At 29.8% G+C, this 18,241-nt stretch carries 20 protein-coding genes and 1 pseudogene; 16 read left to right on the top strand and 5 right to left on the bottom strand.

Going from position 1 to position 18,241, the window contains the following annotated elements:
* Window positions 1-16: 16 nt before the first annotated feature.
* The 5 genes from HPRAE_RS06040 (at window position 17) to HPRAE_RS06015 (ending at window position 5,945) form a co-directional block, all read left to right on the top strand.
* Window positions 17-1,144 (top strand): HNH endonuclease signature motif containing protein, encoded by a 1,128-nt coding sequence (locus HPRAE_RS06040; RefSeq protein ID WP_014553341.1) that lies wholly within the window; start codon window positions 17-19, stop codon window positions 1,142-1,144.
* A gap of 924 nt (window positions 1,145-2,068) precedes the next feature.
* Window positions 2,069-3,336 (top strand): IS3 family transposase gene (locus HPRAE_RS06025; RefSeq protein WP_148220547.1). Its coding sequence is split into 2 segments (ribosomal slippage): window positions 2,069-2,369 and window positions 2,369-3,336, totalling 1,269 coding nucleotides; the frame shifts between segments, so codons are not numbered across the junction.
* A gap of 62 nt (window positions 3,337-3,398) precedes the next feature.
* Window positions 3,399-3,641, top strand: coding sequence for a hypothetical protein (locus HPRAE_RS06020; protein WP_041606949.1), 243 nt, complete (start codon window positions 3,399-3,401; stop codon window positions 3,639-3,641).
* Window positions 3,642-3,701: 60 nt separating this feature from the next.
* Window positions 3,702-3,851, top strand: a complete 150-nt coding sequence (locus tag HPRAE_RS11175) for a hypothetical protein (RefSeq protein ID WP_169307635.1) — start codon at window positions 3,702-3,704, stop codon at window positions 3,849-3,851.
* Window positions 3,852-4,868: 1,017 nt separating this feature from the next.
* Entirely contained in the window at window positions 4,869-5,945 is a 1,077-nt protein-coding gene (locus tag HPRAE_RS06015) for an HNH endonuclease (protein WP_014553338.1), read from the top strand.
* A 190-nt stretch (window positions 5,946-6,135) separates the two neighbouring features.
* On the opposite strand, the pseudogene HPRAE_RS11040 reads toward HPRAE_RS06015, so the two are convergent.
* Both HPRAE_RS11040 and HPRAE_RS11035 read right to left on the bottom strand, forming a co-directional pair.
* Window positions 6,136-6,390 (bottom strand): annotated as a pseudogene (locus tag HPRAE_RS11040) (IS3 family transposase); the annotation flags it as partial.
* A gap of 70 nt (window positions 6,391-6,460) precedes the next feature.
* Window positions 6,461-7,078 carry an integrase core domain-containing protein gene (locus HPRAE_RS11035; RefSeq protein WP_083787857.1) on the bottom strand — a complete coding sequence of 206 codons (618 nt, stop codon included), beginning with the start codon at window positions 7,076-7,078 and terminating at the stop codon, window positions 6,461-6,463.
* 167 nt (window positions 7,079-7,245) lie between these two features.
* Between HPRAE_RS11035 and HPRAE_RS11170 the strand changes: the two genes are divergently transcribed.
* Complete coding sequence (locus tag HPRAE_RS11170) at window positions 7,246-7,410, top strand: hypothetical protein (protein WP_169307631.1); 165 nt, start codon at window positions 7,246-7,248, stop codon at window positions 7,408-7,410.
* 209 nt (window positions 7,411-7,619) lie between these two features.
* Here the strand turns inward: HPRAE_RS11170 and ltrA are convergent, their stop codons facing one another.
* Window positions 7,620-8,867, bottom strand: a complete 1,248-nt coding sequence (gene ltrA / locus HPRAE_RS06005; protein WP_014553337.1) for a group II intron reverse transcriptase/maturase — start codon at window positions 8,865-8,867, stop codon at window positions 7,620-7,622.
* 520 nt (window positions 8,868-9,387) lie between these two features.
* Window positions 9,388-9,879, bottom strand: a complete 492-nt coding sequence (locus HPRAE_RS06000) for a transposase (RefSeq protein ID WP_014553336.1) — start codon at window positions 9,877-9,879, stop codon at window positions 9,388-9,390.
* A gap of 344 nt (window positions 9,880-10,223) precedes the next feature.
* Between HPRAE_RS06000 and HPRAE_RS05995 the strand changes: the two genes are divergently transcribed.
* The 7 genes from HPRAE_RS05995 to HPRAE_RS05970 all read left to right on the top strand — a co-directional run bounded on the left by HPRAE_RS05995 (window position 10,224) and on the right by HPRAE_RS05970 (window position 15,483).
* Entirely contained in the window at window positions 10,224-11,444 is a 1,221-nt protein-coding gene (locus HPRAE_RS05995) for an IS110 family RNA-guided transposase (protein ID WP_014553335.1), read from the top strand.
* A gap of 179 nt (window positions 11,445-11,623) precedes the next feature.
* On the top strand, window positions 11,624-12,463 hold the full coding sequence (locus tag HPRAE_RS05990) for a hypothetical protein (protein WP_041606948.1): 840 nt from the start codon (window positions 11,624-11,626) through the stop codon (window positions 12,461-12,463).
* Window positions 12,464-12,622: 159 nt separating this feature from the next.
* Window positions 12,623-12,775 carry a hypothetical protein gene (locus tag HPRAE_RS11165; protein ID WP_169307616.1) on the top strand — a complete coding sequence of 51 codons (153 nt, stop codon included), beginning with the start codon at window positions 12,623-12,625 and terminating at the stop codon, window positions 12,773-12,775.
* Between the two features lie 62 nt (window positions 12,776-12,837).
* Entirely contained in the window at window positions 12,838-13,770 is a 933-nt protein-coding gene (locus tag HPRAE_RS05985; RefSeq protein ID WP_014553333.1) for a DUF4268 domain-containing protein, read from the top strand.
* A 237-nt stretch (window positions 13,771-14,007) separates the two neighbouring features.
* The gene (locus HPRAE_RS05980) at window positions 14,008-14,553 is read left to right on the top strand and encodes a C-GCAxxG-C-C family (seleno)protein (protein ID WP_218915754.1); all 546 of its coding nucleotides are present in this window, start codon (window positions 14,008-14,010) and stop codon (window positions 14,551-14,553) included.
* 151 nt (window positions 14,554-14,704) lie between these two features.
* Window positions 14,705-15,235, top strand: coding sequence for a hypothetical protein (locus HPRAE_RS05975; RefSeq protein WP_014553331.1), 531 nt, complete (start codon window positions 14,705-14,707; stop codon window positions 15,233-15,235).
* 20 nt (window positions 15,236-15,255) lie between these two features.
* Complete coding sequence (locus HPRAE_RS05970; RefSeq protein WP_014553330.1) at window positions 15,256-15,483, top strand: hypothetical protein; 228 nt, start codon at window positions 15,256-15,258, stop codon at window positions 15,481-15,483.
* Window positions 15,484-15,680: 197 nt separating this feature from the next.
* Here the strand turns inward: HPRAE_RS05970 and HPRAE_RS05965 are convergent, their stop codons facing one another.
* Entirely contained in the window at window positions 15,681-16,148 is a 468-nt protein-coding gene (locus HPRAE_RS05965; RefSeq protein WP_014553329.1) for a YbhB/YbcL family Raf kinase inhibitor-like protein, read from the bottom strand.
* Window positions 16,149-16,509: 361 nt separating this feature from the next.
* On the opposite strand from HPRAE_RS05965, the gene HPRAE_RS11160 reads away from it, so the two are divergent.
* From HPRAE_RS11160 to HPRAE_RS05955, 3 genes are all read left to right on the top strand, one after another.
* The gene (locus HPRAE_RS11160; RefSeq protein ID WP_169307629.1) at window positions 16,510-16,656 is read left to right on the top strand and encodes a hypothetical protein; all 147 of its coding nucleotides are present in this window, start codon (window positions 16,510-16,512) and stop codon (window positions 16,654-16,656) included.
* A gap of 12 nt (window positions 16,657-16,668) precedes the next feature.
* Window positions 16,669-16,854, top strand: a complete 186-nt coding sequence (locus tag HPRAE_RS05960) for a hypothetical protein (RefSeq protein ID WP_014553328.1) — start codon at window positions 16,669-16,671, stop codon at window positions 16,852-16,854.
* Window positions 16,855-17,079: 225 nt separating this feature from the next.
* Window positions 17,080-18,225 (top strand): plasmid pRiA4b ORF-3 family protein, encoded by a 1,146-nt coding sequence (locus HPRAE_RS05955; RefSeq protein ID WP_014553327.1) that lies wholly within the window; start codon window positions 17,080-17,082, stop codon window positions 18,223-18,225.
* Window positions 18,226-18,241 lie beyond the last annotated feature (16 nt).

Genomic DNA, 18,241 nt, shown 5'->3' with positions numbered 1-18,241 from the left:
TTGTAAGGGGGATAAAATGGAATTTAAGAATAAAAAAACATCTACAACTCAAAACTATGAAAGGTATTGGAAACTAACAGTAGAGTATTCTGATATAAATGGTCATCAATTCATTGATACATTAAAAGTTATTGTAAAATTTATTGATGATCATCCATCTTTAGAAAAGAAGTATGAAAGTAAATTATATCAGAAATTACAGAAAAATATTAATAAAATCTTTCCTAAATCTGATCAAGCTTCTACACGAAAATCAATAAATCAATTTGTAAAGCTTGGTTTTATATTACCCAAATTAAAGGGATATCATGATGAAACAAAAAAATTTATAAAATCAAAAAATGATGAAGAAAGAAAACTTATTTTTTCAGAAATATATTATAAATATGCATCTTTATCATCTAGTGTCACTAAAGATAAAACAAAGATAAAACAAATAAACTTTTTACTTAAAACACTTATGTTTAAATCAGAAAAAAAACTTACAAAGCAAGAGATAATAGGTTTAATGACTACTGATATTAGTTTATATAAAAAAGGTTATTTAAATTCAAAGGAACTATTTTCTAAAAAAAATTTAAGTAAAGTCATAGATTTTGAATCTAGAAAATATAATCAAATAAATTATTTTATGAATTTTTTACAATATGTTCCTGGAATACAAGTAAAAGAAAATAAAAGTGAAATTTGTTATATTGAAGATGAATTTGATACAATTAAAGACGAAGTAAAATTATCTAGAGATCAAACGTTATTTAGGATTATGAAAGAAAAAGTAAAGGCAGAAAGTATTGAGATGTATGGAGATGTAGTTTGTTATCTTACAAAAAAGCCTCAGAAAGGTCTAGTTGTTTCTCATATTTGGCCTTTACAGTATGCATTAGATTCTGGATATATTGATTCAGCATATAATCCTAATAATGCTTTACTTTTAGAACCTAATATTGATGCTTATTTTGATAAATTTGATATTACTTTTAATAAGGATGATGGTATTCCTAAATTTAACGATAATGTTCATCAAGGTTTTATAGAAACTCATAAAAATATGTGTATTGAGGAAAAATTACTTAATAAAGAAAGGGAAGGATATTTGGATATTCATAATAACAATTTTATAGATAAAAAAAATTACATAAATTAGATGATAGTTAATATATAATTAATTATGCAAATAGAATTAAGGTAAATTTTCAAGATTAAAAAGAGGAATTATTATTCGAGTGGTAGAATTGTTTATTAGCAAAATAAAACACAAATTATTAGAAGAGCTCTTCATGAAAGTATAATGATAACCCCAATAATGGTCTAGTAAATTTTGATGATATGAGTAATAATTTATGGAGCACCGGATTTGAACCGTATAAATACCTTGATGACTGGCTGGAGCAGACTGTTATTCAAAATGTATGCTCCAGGTCTATACATTCTTAATATCGCTAATTTGATTGAGAAAATGTATGTTACAAAATACAATGCTAACACTGTCATTAACCTGAAAGATGTTGCAGTAAAGGAAATTGAACAGTGGAAAACTGATCTTTAGAAAAATACTACTCAGTAATTTCTTTAACATATTTGTCAGAGTTAAAATTGAGTTAAACAGCATCTCTTTTGAATTCTTCAGTGTAACTTTTTCTTTCTCACATTTGGGCACCTCCTGAGGTTATTATATATCTTAACTCAGTGTCCTACAAATCGGGGGAGGGTCAAATAATGATTTTAATGATTTAAGAAATAATAAAGTTCAGTTAAGTAAAAGCTTTTATAAATTAACAAAAAAATATTGTAGAGATAATAAAATTGAAAACCTATTTATTTTAAGAAAAATGTTTTTGAATAAGACAAGATGAGAAAGCATTTTTAAAGACATTAATTAGAAGGACTATAATTAGGAAAATGCCTTATTCAAGATTTAATATACCCAAAAAGAAAATTGAAAAATTAAGAGATTAGGAATATAGTTACAAAAAATATGGTAGAAGGCAGGCATATCTATATAGCCCCCTAACAGAATTGGAGAAAAAGTTTAAAAGTGATATACTCTAATTACAAGGGGGAACCACCAATGGCAAAAAGAAAATATTCCGATGAAACTAAAGAACAAATTGTAAAAGAATGTCGCGAAATTGGCAACACAGCTCTTGTAGCAAGACGACATAATATTTCTAAACATACTGTCTATAGCTGGGTTAAAAAAGCTAAAGAAACTGGATCAGTTAGATCTCTTCCTAAAGATGAAAAAAAGAAAATGAAAGAGATCGAAAATAGACTTGATAAAATGAGCGATGAAAATGATAAGCTCAAAAAAATTGTAGCAGAAAAGGAACTAGAACTGGCAATATTAAGGGAGTTACGAGATAATGTAAACCCCCGATAGCCCTCAAAGTTCAGATTGCATCAAAGTGGATAAATAAAGGATATAATACCTCTATTGTTTTAGACTTTGTTGGGCTTAATTCTTCCACTTATTACAGTAATATAAATAGAGAAACCAAAAGTGAAAGCACTAACAGCAGCAATTCCAATAATCCTAAAGGAAGACCTATACCAGGCTATTCCCTAACTGAATCAGGTGAAAAAATATCTGATGAGCAGATTAAAGAATGGCTTTTGGAACTAATAGCAGGTGATGGCTTTCCTTATGGTTACAGAAAGCTTACAGTCTGCTTAAAAGAAGACTATAAATTGAAAATCAACAAGAAAAAAGTATATAGATTATGCAAAGAATTAGACATATTAAGGCCGCAAAGAAAAATCAAAAAGATTCGCCCTAAAAAGATTGCCAAACAGGAAGAAATCACAGATCCAAATCAGCTCTGGCAGATGGACCTAAAATACGGCTACATAGATGGAACAGACCAATTCTTTTTCCAGATGTCAGTAATTGATGTCTTTGATAAAACAGTTATTGATTATCACCTGGGATTAAGCTGTAAAGCTAAAGATACCTGCAGAGTATTAAAGGCTGCTTTAAATAAAAGAAAGATGTATAAAGGCATGAATTTGCCTAAGATTAGAACAGATAACGGACCACAATTTGTCTCTAAATTATTTGGAGACACCTGTGAAAGCTTGGGATTGGAACACCAGAGAATCCCAGTTAGAACTCCTAATATGAATGCTCATATAGAGTCATTTCATTCAGTTTTAGAAAAAGATTGTTACTCAATCAATGAATTCAGCAGCTTTATAGATGCTTACAAAAAAGTCAGCGAATATATGAATTATTATAATAACAGATACCGTCATGGCAGTCTTAATGATATGCCGCCAGCAAAATTTTATAAACTGGCTAAAGCAGAAAAAATAGTTGCTGAACCAGTATTAGCTTGAATAGAAAAATGAGAAACTAAGAATGAACGAGCTTAACAAACATATTCTCCATATTTAGGGGGTTGAACCGATATCATAAAGAATCATTTTCAACTCAGATAAATAATGAAATACCTAAATATAATGATATTATCATTAATAAGACTAAATCAACAGAAGTAAATTCAGATATTTTTGATGTAATAGATAAATTTGATTATGATACTATTTATTTAGATCCCAAATATCCTAATACTGTGAATAAATATAGTAAATATTACTGTCCAATTGATTTTAGGAGAGGTTTTAAACTTTACAGATTTTGAATATAAAAGTGATTTAATTGGTAATTTTTAAAATACTCCTTTTGCAATTTATGGAAAAAGATGTTAAGATATATAAGTTGTAATACAAAATCTGAAAAAATTATTAAAGAAATATTAGATTCAATAGAATTAATTGATAATCATAATGAGCTTAAATTAAAACATAATTATCAATTAACTGGGTCTAAAAATAAGAATAAAAATAGGTAATATCTCTTTATTATTTAAATAATTGTTATATAAAAAAGAATTAATCAGTTTAAATGTCAAAAAATAGAAAGGAATAAGTTGAGAAACTGGCAGTGGTCCTCTTGACAAACACCAGATAAAATGTATTTTTAAGTACATTGAGGTTGATAAAAGTAGATATAAAGGCAGTCAATAACAGCTGACCTTCACAGATATAATTTTACTCGTTAAGTTTGTAAAGAGATCGTTTTATAATTTTGAAATTCCGGATTCAAAAAATCAGATATAAAGGCTAGTTAAGAGGCTTACATACTTTCAATATTCCTCTAATAATGAGTTTAATACAATCTATTTAGTGGTCACATTAAAATTTTTTCTAGTTTGGGAATAATAAAAGGAACTTTTTTATCTTCAAGAGCTTTATTGTAGTGATTGCATTTATAGCTGATAGATTTTGAGTGTCTTTTCTATATAGCCCCCTAACAGAATTGGAGAAAAAGTATGAAAGTGATATACTCTAATTACAAGGGGGAAACACCAATGGGAAAAAGAAAATAATGAAGAAAATGAAATGGCGGCGAGAATAATAGTTTTTTTGAAAATTATAATAGTTTGAATTTGATGTCAGTTGATTGGCTTAAGTTCTTTACCATATTAAATTTGATAATCATTTGAAAGCTTATTGTAATCTAGCATTTTAAAAGTTTCGATGAAAGTCATAGAGTCAACCTTAAAATAATGATAATTTTTAGAGATGTAAATATCATTTTTAGAAGATATATTTTTACAAGCTAGAATCACTAAGAGACAAGAGATAATTTTTCTTGGAATTTTATATAAAAAAGGATTCAGTTAATAATTCGAATATAATTCTTGCTACCTTTCTTGCTTTGTTTATATATTTTGTGTTTCTGATAGATACATTTTATCGAAAAAGATGGGAGTAAGGTTTTAAACTTAGATCCTTTATTTAATAGGATTTAAGGATATATAGAGGATAAAATTTGACAACAATAATAATTTGGAAGGAGAGGTAATATGACTCAAGTTTATGAAAATTATTGGAAAATTACATTAGCATATACTGATATACATGGTAAAAAATTCAGAAACTCATTAGAGATTATTTTAAACTTTATTGATGAACATCCTGAAGGTTTTAGCTTTATTGATGAAGATTCTGAGGGTAAAACTAATTATAAAATTCTTGCAAGTGTTTTACAAGAGAAATATCAAATCAATATTGTTTCTGCACGAAAGATTATCAATCAATTTGTTAAATTAGGTTTTATAAATTGTGAATTGAAAACATATACATATGAAGCAAAACAATTTTTAAATGCTCAAACTGATCTTAGAAGACAGTTATTATTTTCAAGAATTGTTTACAAAAACTCAAAATTTAATGCATCAGTAACAAATCAATCAGAAGATCAATCAGAACCTAAATCAATAAACTTTTTAGTTAAGACTCTAGAGAAAAATGGAACTTTGTCAACAGATGATATTAATGGACTTATGATTACTGATATTAAAAATTATCCAAAAGGATATTTAGAAAAAAATGAATTAAATGAGGCTAAATCACGTGCAAAGAAAATTGGTTTTGAAGATAGAAAATATAATCAATTAAGTCATTTTGAAAATATTATTTCTAAATTGTATGATATACAAATAGAAAAAGGAGTTATAAAATTTAAAGAAACTACCGAGGATCAAATTGAAACTAAACCCGACAATACACAAAGAGATTCATACATGCAAAAAATTTATAAAGATCAATTAAAGGAAGAATCGGAAATTTTTTATAAAAAACCCAAATGTATGGTTGAAGAACTAGCCTATCCAACACTAATTGCTAGTCATATAAAACCTTATATTGAATCAGATGAAGACGAAGAATTTGATCCAAATAATGGATTATTATTAAGTAGAAATATAGACTCTTTATTTGATTTAAATTATATTTCATTTGACAATGAGGGTAAAATAATTTTAAGCAAAAAACTATCTGAAGATGTAAAAGAACATATTAATGATTTTTGTATAAATAAAAAATTCATTAACGAGAAGCGACAAGAATATCTTGAATACCATAGAGAAAACTTAAAATAATCATATAGAGATTTGTAGTTGTGAAATGATACTTCCAAAGTAGACAGTCTAATTAATTAATTAAATAGACTATCTACTTTTGGAGGTTTTTTTATGTCTAAAAATTATAATTAAATAAATAAAAATTAAATCATGTAAAGATTATAAAAAAGTAATGGAAGCTTCGGAAGTATTGGATTGTCAACCATTTTTAAAACAATTTTTTATCGAACATTAAATATCTATATTCAACAGGTGTTAGGTAATCTAACGCCCCGTGGATTCTGTGGTTATTATACCAGTTAAAATAGTCAAATAGCTCATATTCCAGCTCTTCAAAGCTGCTAAAGATTCTATCATAAGCGAATTCAGTCTTAACTACTTTTAAGGCTGCTTCTGCTACTGCATTATCATAAGGACAACCTTTATTGCTTAAAGAACGCTCAATATCGAAGCTGTCTAGAATCGGTGTTTGTCAAGAAAGTTGTCGTATTTAGTTAAAAATTTCTTTGAATACAACTTCTGCAAAAGCTCATTTAAGAGCTCTGTTGGTTGAGATATTTTTCTACTTCAGCAGTATCCATTGGATTTAAAGTTACATATTCTGGCTGGGTCCAATCTCTAATATCCCCTGACCATCTTTCTGGATGTTCTGCTTTAGCTTTTAAATATGTTTCAGTTCTTTTTTTCATGATCTCTATATCAAGCCCATAATGTCTCTGGTAGGGCGTTACTAATTTAATTCCGCTATGTAAATGCTGGTGATTATACCAGCGGACAAACTCAGCTACCCATTCTCTGGCTTCATTTAGGTCTTTAAAGCCTTTGTTAGGATAAATTGGTCTGTACTTCATTGTCTTAAATAATGACTCAGAATAGGGATTATCATTACTTACTCTTGGTCTTGAAAAAGAACTTTGTACTCCCAGCTTCTCCAGTGTTGCTAGAAATGTTGCTGCTTTCATTGGGCTTCCATTATCAGAGTGCAGTACCAGTGGTTTATCTTTTGCTGCTATTCCCTGAGCTAGTGAAGCTTTTCTAATCAGTCTTTTAGAGTATTCGGCGTTTTCAGTTTCCCAGACTTCATAGGCGACTATCATTCTGCTGAACATGTCAACTATCAGATAGAGTTTAAAGAAACCACCTTTAATCATCGCATTTAGCCAGGTGATATCCCTGGTTGGGAGCAGTAGCAATATGAGTTGGTGCTTCTCGTTTTACAGGTTCTTTACTTTTAGCACGATGAGTATTCATTTTTTCTTCATCTAAAACTCTATAGAAGGTGGATTCTGAAGCAATATATTTACCCTGTTCAGCAAGCTTGGGAACAATTTTAAAAGGTGGTAGATCTGCGAATTCTTTACTATTTGAAACTTCAATTATTTCCTGTCTTTCAGATTTAGTTAACTTATTTTTTGGTTCTGGTCTTTCAACCAGAGGCCGCTGGTCTTCTTTAACAGTACTACCTTTAGACCATCGTTGGTAGGTCCTCTGTGATATATTAAGTTCCTCACAGGCTTTAAATTTTCTGCAGCCATTTGCATGTGCTTCATCAATTAGTTCTACTGCTTTTTTGCGATCTGAAATTTCTATTAGTCGTCCTCTGGGTCCCCCCCCAGTCGAGTAGACCGATAAAATTTCATTACCAGCCCCTCACAGATCCGTACGTGACACTCTCGCGTCATACGGCTCCTATTATCCAGTCATTGGTAATACACCAACAGTCCAATGTGAAAATAAATTGGGATTCTCTTTAGCAATTTTATTTAAAAGCTTTCTTGCTTTCATCTTTTTCGTTTTTAGTTTATCAAATTTCCTGATAACCCACATAACAAGATGATCATTCATGTGATGTAATACCTTCTTTAACTCATTTTTACCATAAAGCCCATAATAATTTAACCAGCCTCTTAGTACAGAATTGTATTTATCAGCAACTTCCGCAAGAGTTATCTGTGTCTGATGCAGCAAATACCTACTTTTTATAGTTCTTCTTATATGTTTCTTTGCTTTATTGGATATTGCAGGCAAAAAACTGGTAAATGAACTACCATTTATACCTTTAGCTTTTCTCGGCCTAAAAGAATATCCAAGAAAGGTAAATTCATGAAGTTTATTATTTTCTTTACGATTACTATCTTTACAGTAGATTATTTTAGTTTTTCCAGGATGTATTTCTAATTTACATTCTTTCATTCTTTCTTTAAGGCAATTTAAGATGAATATTGCCTCCGCCCTGCTATTACAATGAATTATTCCATCATCTGCATATCTACACCATTTATTATTTGGGAATCTTTTTTCCATCCATTTATCGAAAGCAAAATGCAAAAATAGATTTGCAAGAAGCGGTGATATGACTCCTCCTTGAGGTGTGCCATTTTCTGTATTTTTTGTAATTTTGTTATTGTTACTAACAGGATTTGCTAACCATCTTTTTATATATAATATCTCCCATTTATATTTGGCATATTTATAAACAGCTTTCAAAAGTAATTTATGATTAATATTATCAAATAGACCTTTGATATCAAACTCTAATACCCAATCATACTTCCAGCACCTGCTTCGTGTTACTTTAATGGCATCATGTGCTGACCGATTTGGTCTATAACCATAGGAATCATTAAGAAAGATTGGATCAATTATCTTTTCCATTGATAGTTTTACAATCATCTGGGCAATTCTATCTTCTACTGTAGGAACACCAAGCACTCTTATTCCTCCATTTTTCTTCGGAATTTCAACTGCTTTTACTGCTTTAGGGAAATATGTTCCAGAAGCCATTCTGTTCCATAGTTTGTAAAGATTATTTTTGAGATTCTTTTCATATTTTTCTATTGATATTTTATCTATACCAGCTGACCCTTTGTTCTTTTTCACTGCTTTAAATGCAGTAAAAACAAGGCTTTTAGGTATATTAAATGACTTTGCTTTACTCAATTGTAGTTCCTCCCATTTTTTTGGTTGACTAAATTATTCAAGCTGGATAATACAGTTTCTTCGCTAAATTCCTATTACAGAAATTTTAACACTACTACAAACTGTTCCGTCCCTATCTTTTGCATCGGTACTTTCACCCTCGTAAGTTCTTTACTTGTGGTTTTTCCCTTTACATCAAAATCTAGGTTCTCAAGTTCCTTATAAAAGCCTATAATACAGTCATGCTACCTTTATTCCGGTTACCATTCAGTCAGTAATTAGGTGACTTCTGAATTCATCCTAAGAATGCGATCCGTCCTTAGTTTTGATAACATCTGAGGCATTTCGAAACGTCATCAGTAGTTCTTTTGCAATCATCTCTGTATTACACATCTGACAAAATCTTAAGTTTTGCCTTTTCCTTATCGCTCAGCACCATTATTTTTAGTTAACAGCACCATAAGGTGATTTAAAATCAGTACCTAAATACCGATTTTGAGGGGCCGTCCCTCATCTTCTATAAAGCATAGCATTTATTTAATTAAATGCTTTCATGACACACGATCGCTCGGGCCTTTTTTCTGAGCACCAGTAATGCCGCAGTTTCAGCAAGAGCTTTTTCCTTTTCACGGAGTTCTTTTTTAAGTTCTTTAGCTTTCTTTTGTTCTTTTTTAAGATTATTTTTTAATTTTTTAGGATCTTCATATTTAATTTCATTGGCGTTCTGACACTGCTTAATCCAGCTTTTTAGTTCTTCGACATGGATACCTTTTTCACGGCAATATTTAGCAGTTTCCAGTTCTGAAAGGCTTGCAGTTTCTAGAACAGCCTGAAACTTATCACTAGAAGACCATTTACCTGATTTTTTATTGCTGGTTGGATTATTTTCTAAAACTTTAGTTCTCCATCTGTAGAGAGTTCCTTTTGGTATATTGGTTTCTTTAGCTAGAGCAGGAACTTTTTCAGCATTAGGTGGAGTCAGTCTTTTAAATATGGATTCTTTTAATTTTTTAGGATAAACTTTTCTTGGCATAGTAATTCTCCTCAGGTTTTATTGTCGTTACTCTATTATAAACAGATTTTGTGCCTCACGACAACTAGCCTATTGTGTTATTCTAAAATCAAGAAATTAATTTTATTAAATAAATTGCTACTATTTTAAGGTTTGATATACTAAATCTAAGATAAGTTTAATAGGTGGATTGGGCTCTAAACTATCCTTGCGGCTTTGATTATTCAAAGAAACGCTTAGTGTTAGACTGCCATCCACCTATTACCATCATCAGAGACGTCAAATAGGACACTGCGAATCAACGCTAATCCAATAGGGTACGTCTGATGATAATTTAAATAATTTAACATAAGGAGTTGATCTTCATGAAACTACAAAACCATGTATTTGTTGGTGTGGACACCCATAAAAACCAACATACTGCCTGTGTTTTAAGCTGTGTTCATCAAAAAATTGCTTCAATTGAAACACCTAATAACCCAGCTAAGTTTAAAAAGTTTATTCAGGAGATCAGATCTGTTAAATCTCCTGACAAAAATCTTCTTTTTGGATTAGAAGATACTCAAGGTTTAGGTCATTCTCTATCTCAATGGCTTTTAGATAAAGGATATACTGTTAAAGAAGTTAACCCGGCTTTAACCAAAAGAGAAAGACATCACAGTACTAATCCTGACAAATCTGATGAAGTGGATGCTGAAGCTATTGCTAATGTATTAATAACAGACTTCAATGAACTGCCTGATGCTTTTTATGACGCTAATTTTAAAGCAATAAAACATCTTAACGATCAACGCCAAACCATGGTTAAAGAAAAGACTAAAATAAAAAATCGTCTTCATAATTTAATTCATCAACAATATTCTCAATATCAAAAATTCTTTAGTAATCCATTTTGTAAAACAGGGCTTGCATTTTTTGAAGAATTCCCTTACCCGTCTGATCTGAATTACTATGCAGAAGATAGACTAAATAAATTTCTAAAAAAACAGGTGAAATCTATAGGTAATGATAAGGCAGCTACAATACTTTCATTAGTAAATAAAGATAAAAAGAAAGCGGCTGATGCCAAGGCTAGAACAACAATTATAAAAAGCCTAATTAAACAGTTAAAATTACTTTCTGAATCCCTAAATAAAATTAATCAAAAGCTTAAAAGTTCTGTTGAAAAAAGTCAATATCAACTTACAACTATGCCTGGCATTGGTTTTAAAATGGCTGCAATGTTCATTTCAAACATTAAAAATATTGATAGATTTGATTCAGCCAGTAAATTAGCCCGTTATGCAGGTTTAGCTCCTGTAGAACATAGTTCAGGAACTTCTAAAAGCTTAAACCTTAAAAAATATGGCTGTCGCGATTTAAATCATGCTTTTTATATGCTGGCCTTTCAGCAGATTGGTAACAATAAGAATCCTGCTTCTTATAGTTATTACCAGAAAAAACTAAAAGAGGGAAAATCAAAAAAGATAGCTCTAATTTGTTTACAAAGACGTCTAGTTGATATTATTTATGCTATGATGAGAGATAGATCGACTTACAAATTACCAGAAAATATTAGCTATGAGATGTTTAATAAAGCTGGTTGATTTAGATTTATATAAATGTTTTAGCAGTAATTAAAATTCTAATATTTAATCTTGGGATATCCTTATGCTTAAAAACAATACCATTTTCTACCATGGTAATTTTTAACTTGACATAGGACGTCTAACACATAGGGGACTGGTTTAATAATGACGGCTTATTCAAAAAGTTTGAGCAAATTATGAGTAAAAATGTTTACCTAAAGAAAATTAGTTTAGATAATACAATAATAAGTGAAAGAATGATTGCGGACACTAAAAAGAGCAGAAATTATTTATATCAAAAAGCTGCTGAATTATTAGAATTTTATTTAGACTATATTGAAAATAACAGCTGGAAAGATAGAGATGAAGAAAGCAAAGAAATACTTGAACTTTTAAGAAATAGTTTTATTAAACCAGAAAAAGACAGTGTTTTATTTGAGCTTTACTGGGTAATAAAATTGCTTAGGGTCAATGCAAAAGGATATAAACTTAACTTATTAGATGGCAACAGTAATCTAACTGCTGAATGGCTTAGAGGTAATTATAAGTACAGCCTTTATCATGACTCAACTGCTTCTAAAGAGTTAAATTGGAATGTAGATTTAAATGAAATAAATAATAGCAGTAATTCTTATCTAAAGAGAAAAGCTTTAAGCTATAAAAATGCTAAAAAAATATCTAGTATTTTTAATTCTGAAATCAGCAGCAGTTACTGGAGCGGTAGACCTGATATAATAATTGAAATTAGAAACAGAAGTGATAATAGTTTAAAAAAGATTATTTTAGCTGAAGTAAAACATACAAGAAATCATGAAACTGCTAAGAATGGTCTGAAAGAACTTTTGGATTATATTTATCTGATTAAGGACAGCAACAAAAAATATTTTGATATAAGTCAAGCTAAAATAGAAATCGAAGGCTTATTATTAGTTGATCAGATTAAAAAAGAAGATAAGACTTTTAAAGCATTAAAAATTGAAAACAGCAAAAATGGTCTCAGACATAAAGAATTAGTACATCGGGAGATATATTTTTAAAACTTATTAAAATGAAAATAAGTTAATTATGGATTTTAATCTTGAAGATAATTTAAAAGAAATTAATGTTGATATATAAAATTCCTTAATTAGATGTTTAACAAAAATTTGATAATTATACTTTTTATAAGATAGCATGTTGAAATCATAAGAAAGGAGATGAATATTATGGGTAAAAATGATCAAAAGAATCAAGATCATCATGCAAACCAACTCAATTCAAACAATACTGATTTAAGTCATAATAATGATGATTATAAAGCTGCAACAGATAACCATGCTAATCAATTAAATCCTAATAGTTCAAAATAAATAAAAATAAATTAATATAAACATGCTATCTTATTAATTTAAAGAAAGAGGGAGGTTATATTATGTCAATCGCTAGAATAGATCGATTACCTTTAAGAGATATTTGGAAACATGAAGCTTATGATTTTACATCTTGGCTGAAAGATAATATTGATGTTTTATCTAATGAACTTGAAGACATCAATTTAACAAACCCAGAATCAGAACAACCTGCTGGTAATTTTAGTGTTGATATAGTTGGAGAAGATGAAACTGGAAATGTTGTAGTTATAGAAAACCAACTTGAAAAAAGTGATCATGATCATTTAGGTAAGTTATTAACATATTTAACAGCATTTGAAGCGAAGATTGGAATATGGATCGTTTCAGAAGGTCGGCCTGAACATATTTCTACAATAACTTGGCTTAATGAATCTTCTGCTGCAGATTTTTATCTTTTTAAAATTGAAGCTATTAAAATTGAAGATTCTAATCCAGCACCTTTATTCACATTGATTGTTGGCCCTAGTGAAGAGTCAAAAGAGGTTGGGGAAAAGAAGAAAGAAATGGCAGAAAGACATAAAATTCGTAATTACTTTTGGGAACAACTTTTAGAACGAGCAAAAGATAAAACAGATTTACATTCTTCTATTTCTGCATCAACTTATAGTTGGATAGCAACTGGAGCTGGAATAAGTGGTCTTAGATATAAATATACTGTAACCCAGCATGCAGCTGCAGTAAAATTATATATAGATAAGGGTAAGGAATCTCAAGAAGAAAATTATAGGATATTTGAAAAATTGAAATCTCATAAAGAAGAAATTGAAAATATATTTGGTGAAGATTTAAATTGGGAAAAACTTGAAGGAAAAAGAGCATGTCGTATTAGTAAAAAAATTAATTTAGGTGGTTATAGAGATGGGGATAAATGGGAGTTAATTCATAATAAATTAATTGATGCTATGATAAGTTTAGAGCAAGCTTTAAACCCTTATATTAATGAATTAAGATAATTATTAAATCAATCCACTAAAATCTTATCAAAAAAATCTTTATTTTCTTCATTACTTTAACAATGCTGCGTCTGGATATCTGATAGCTTTTTTCTTAGACTATAATTTGACTATAGCTCTTGATATATTGAGTGTTCATCATACTGCTTTGTAAATTAAATTATTAGTATTTGACAGATCTATCAGTATTTGAGATATGTTTAAAATATGTTATAATTTTTTTAAAATAATTCACCAATAATTAAAGGAGGTTTTTCTATTTTAGATAAAGAAAAAGAAGCTTTTTTAGAAAGTGTATACCAGTCGGCTTTTGATTATGAAAGAGATTATGGCTATTGTACTCAGGCAGTTATAGCTGCACTTGATGATCATTTTAAGAAAATTGATAAGGAAGTCATTAAAGCTATACATCCTCTAGCAGGTGGTGGAGCTTTAGTAGGTGATGGTACTTGCGGAGCATTAGTTGGAGCTATGGCGGCTATAGGCTGCTATTTTGGTAGAAGTAAAAAAGAATTTGAAAATAATTCTGAAGACTGGAGATTTTCATCTAAGTTAGCAAAAAAAGTAAGGGAAAAATTTGTTGAAGAATTTGGCAGTGTTATTTGTAATGATGTTCAGAAAGAAAAATTTGGGAGAGGTTATGACTTATGGGATTCAGAAGATAATAAAGCATTTAACGAAGCAGGTGCTCATGAGGATAAATGTCCTGATGTAACAGGAAAAGCAGCTGAATTCACTGCAGAAATATTGCTGGAAGAAGGTATTGAAACAGCTCATAGTTAAAGCATTTTTATAATTTCAGTTGAGAAATATATAATTTAATTTTATGAAAAACACCAGTTTGCGACATCATGCTGTCACACCCCTGTGTTATGCTTTAGATATAATAAACAGAGTAGATTAATAACTACAAAAAATTCAAAGGGGCTATCAAATGAAAAAGATGACTAAAGCTAAAAAATTTCAGGTCTGGATTAATAAGATTAAGTCTTATCAAAAAAAAGCACCAGATCTTTTTGAAAAAAATATTAAAAAGTCAGATTCGAAATTTAAAATAGACCACTACTTTGATATTCTAGAGAATCTTGAACTAGAACCAGGATGGCTGGTTGATTATCTCTATCTGCAGCAGAGACTTGGTGGGGAGCCAATAATCATTGCCTTTCCTGAATCTAAAAAAACAGAATACCAGAAAATAATAAATAAAATAAATAATAATGAGCTTGAATCCAAAGCTGAAGCCAATGACTCAGAAAACATTATTAGTACTTTTTTAAACTATGATGATCTAGATAATTATTTGGAGCATCTTAGATTAGATGGAAGTGAAGTAAGTTATTTTCAATTTGTAATTTTAGCAAAACTTGGATCTCAATTTGCTCTTTTCTGGCATGCTGCATATAATGATCTGAAGTTTATCTGCACTCCAGAGGCAGCTGAAAAGCTAATAAAAAAATTGGAGTAGAAGCTGAAGATATTGGCACTATGGATAATCAGTTATTTGATCAGGAGACTGTTGAAAGAATAAGAAAAATAGATTTTGAGCCAAAAATAAATATTCAAGCAGATAAAGCAGTTGTTAGATTAGTATTTTTCACTAAGTGGGGAGGATTTATCGAAGCAAAATATGTTGTTAAAAATACATTTCCCCATCAAATAATAGAAAAAGAAACTGAAGTTTTAGTTGGATATGATTGTGGCTATAATTATTAATCTATCTATTTTTATAAAAAGAAAAGACACCTGATCTAAGATCAGGTGCCTCCATAATTTTAATTTTGCTCAGTTAAGAGCTCTTTATAATTTTATTTTCTAAATTAATAATACTATTTTAGCATTTAATCGTCAAGTCTCTTTTAAAGAAAACACTTTCTTAATTTTGAAACTAACTTTGTAAAACATTAATTAAATTAGCGTGTATATTCACCTTTTAAAACAGCTTTCTGTAGAACATGGCCTTCCATTGAGTTCAGAAGTGTTTCTTTATCAGCTCCAGCTTTTAAATTAAGTTCAGCATCAAGAGCATAGATAAAGAATCTGTAGGTATGAACTCCACTAGGTGGAGCAGGTCCCATATAACCTAAGTTGTTAAAATCATTTTTACCCTGTAAGGCTCCATTTAGTCCTTTTGCTTTTTCCTTCTTTTCAATATTTTTTAAAATTTCTTTAACATCTGCTGAAATATTCCAGATCAGCCAGTGGGTAAAAGCACCTCCAGGAGCATCTGGATCATCGACAATAATAGCTAGAGTTTCAGCTTCTGGCAGTACATTTTCAATAATTACTGGAGGAGAAATATCCTTTCCATCGGCTGTATATTCTTCTGGAATATAGCCACCATCTTCAAAAGAAGATTTAATAACTAAATCTTCTTCCATAAGCTTAAGCCTCCTTTCGTGATCTCAAAAATTAATGTAATTTAACTTTTGAAATTATCAAGTTTAAAGATTATGTCTTCACATTTATAATAAAAAATAATTCAGAAAATAAAGTTTATTCAATCTATTGAAAATGTAATATTTTTTTAATATATAATATAGTTAATAAAAGGGGGTTTTTAAATAAGTTTTTTTAAAACAAATGATGATGTTGAGATTTATTATGAGGTAGAGGGAAAAGGAAAGGCAGTTCTATTTGCAAATGGCTGGTCCTGCAGTTCTAAATTTTTCAAGAAAAAACATTAGTTTGCGACATAACGCTTTCATTCCCCTATGTTATTCTAATTAAGAGGTGTTAAATATGGCAAAATTAGTTTTTTTTCTCTACAAACTGGCCAGAGTTGCCAATGATGTAGAAACCTTAAGCAGCGGCAGTCCTAAAAGAATTGTCAAAAGAGCTAAAAATAAAGTTATTGGTAGATCAATAATAAAAAAACTGATGAAATAGGGGGTTAAATCAATGGAGGAAATTTTAGATGAACTAAAAATTGGGGAGAAGTTAACAATTGGTGTCAATGCAGCAGCTGAAGAAATTGGATTATTTCTTGCATCAGAAGATGTTTCAGCAAGTTGTGCCTTCAGAAAAAAAGAGTGGGACAGATTTGTGGAAGCAATCAATAAAGCTGATAAAAAAATAAATAGTTAAGCAAATAAGAAGCGCTATCTGATTATAGATAGCGCTTCTTGAAAGTTAGATATGCTTTATTTTATTACCATTATTTTTATGATATAATCAAAATGAAATCAAGATTGATTTCAAACTAAATCAAAGCTTTCATCATAACTCTAAAAGTTCAGAAATCAAAATAATACTTTTAATGAAAAGATAAAAAGTTATATCTCAAAACTAGAGTAGAAAGGATTGATTAATATGCTGATTCAGGCAACAAATAAATTAAGAGATGAATTAAACTTAGAAGAACTTGAGCAAAAAGAAAGACCATCTTTATTTTCCTGGCATGCTAATTTTTTTAGATTAAACCGCCGTAAAACAGTTGTCTTAGTTAATGATGCTACTGATTATACAGTGATTTTGTATGGAATGAAAAAAAATGGTTTTAATAATTTTCAGGAGCGAGTCAAACTAGGAATAAGAATGGCTTTTGAGCGAGAGGGAATTAAAGCAAGTTTAATTGAAAAATATTTAAATCAATTTGAAGATTTTTGCTATCAGAAAGCAAAAGATAGAAGTCATATAGCGAGAATGAATAATTCCTGTAAATTTGCTAAAAGATTTGCTGATAGATTTAATGAAAATGAAATTTATCAGTCGCGAATCGCAAAAAAAGTTAATAATATGCCCCGCAAAAATGATAATAAGGATTACTTTTATCCGGATGAATTTTTACAGCAAAAGTTAGCAGAATATTTTGGCGAAGAAGATATAATTCAGACCAAGGCTGCAGTTTTGAAAGTTGAATTAGAATTGGGTGAATATCAAGCCTGGAGAAAGGTTATAGTTCCTCTAAACTATACATTTAGAGAACTGCATAATATTCTTCAACAGCTATATAACTGGCAGGATTATCACCTGCATGATTTCTTTATTTACAGTAAAGAAAAAGATGCTACAAAAAATTGGAACCATGACGAATATCATAAAGATGGTTATAAGGCTATTTTGAGCCTGGCTATGAATCAGGAAAACTTTGAATATAATAGAGATCAGTTAAACTTTGCCGCTGAAGATTTTGAACAGGCAGTAGAAAACGAAGTTAAACTGAAAGACGTTCTACCTGCTAGGATCAAGTATATTTATGATTATGGTGATAACTGGCATCATTATCTAGAGACAGTAGAAATTATAGATGACTATAATAAGAATACTCCAAGCTTTTTAGAAGGAGAGGGAACAGCTCCCCCAGAAGATGTAGGTGGTTTTAGTGAATTCATGCGAATTATCTCTAATCCTGATGATGAAGAATATGAATCTATGGTGGAGTGGGCTGAAAGTCAGAGATTTGAAGAATATAATCCAGAAATTATAAAAACTGATTTGAGACTTTATGTAAATTAAAAAGTACTTTAAGAGG

The organism is Halanaerobium praevalens DSM 2228, assembly GCF_000165465.1.
GTDB classification, from domain to species: Bacteria; Bacillota; Halanaerobiia; order Halanaerobiales; family Halanaerobiaceae; genus Halanaerobium; species Halanaerobium praevalens.
Note: the sequence above shows the minus strand (reverse complement) of the source record. Positions and strands in the feature narration are given on the sequence as shown.

Coding starts and splice junctions, on each gene's coding strand:
- HPRAE_RS06040 (WP_014553341.1), top strand. CDS start 17: ATGGAATTTAAGAATAAAAAAACATCTACAACTCAAAACTATGAAAGG.
- HPRAE_RS11175 (WP_169307635.1), top strand. CDS start 3,702: ATGTTAAGATATATAAGTTGTAATACAAAATCTGAAAAAATTATTAAA.
- HPRAE_RS06015 (WP_014553338.1), top strand. CDS start 4,869: ATGACTCAAGTTTATGAAAATTATTGGAAAATTACATTAGCATATACT.
- HPRAE_RS11035 (WP_083787857.1), bottom strand. CDS start 7,078: ATGATTAAAGGTGGTTTCTTTAAACTCTATCTGATAGTTGACATGTTC.
- HPRAE_RS06000 (WP_014553336.1), bottom strand. CDS start 9,879: ATGCCAAGAAAAGTTTATCCTAAAAAATTAAAAGAATCCATATTTAAA.
- HPRAE_RS05995 (WP_014553335.1), top strand. CDS start 10,224: ATGAAACTACAAAACCATGTATTTGTTGGTGTGGACACCCATAAAAAC.
- HPRAE_RS05990 (WP_041606948.1), top strand. CDS start 11,624: ATGAGTAAAAATGTTTACCTAAAGAAAATTAGTTTAGATAATACAATA.
- HPRAE_RS11165 (WP_169307616.1), top strand. CDS start 12,623: ATGAATATTATGGGTAAAAATGATCAAAAGAATCAAGATCATCATGCA.
- HPRAE_RS05985 (WP_014553333.1), top strand. CDS start 12,838: ATGTCAATCGCTAGAATAGATCGATTACCTTTAAGAGATATTTGGAAA.
- HPRAE_RS05975 (WP_014553331.1), top strand. CDS start 14,705: ATGAAAAAGATGACTAAAGCTAAAAAATTTCAGGTCTGGATTAATAAG.
- HPRAE_RS05970 (WP_014553330.1), top strand. CDS start 15,256: ATGGATAATCAGTTATTTGATCAGGAGACTGTTGAAAGAATAAGAAAA.
- HPRAE_RS05965 (WP_014553329.1), bottom strand. CDS start 16,148: ATGGAAGAAGATTTAGTTATTAAATCTTCTTTTGAAGATGGTGGCTAT.
- HPRAE_RS11160 (WP_169307629.1), top strand. CDS start 16,510: ATGGCAAAATTAGTTTTTTTTCTCTACAAACTGGCCAGAGTTGCCAAT.
- HPRAE_RS05960 (WP_014553328.1), top strand. CDS start 16,669: ATGGAGGAAATTTTAGATGAACTAAAAATTGGGGAGAAGTTAACAATT.
- HPRAE_RS05955 (WP_014553327.1), top strand. CDS start 17,080: ATGCTGATTCAGGCAACAAATAAATTAAGAGATGAATTAAACTTAGAA.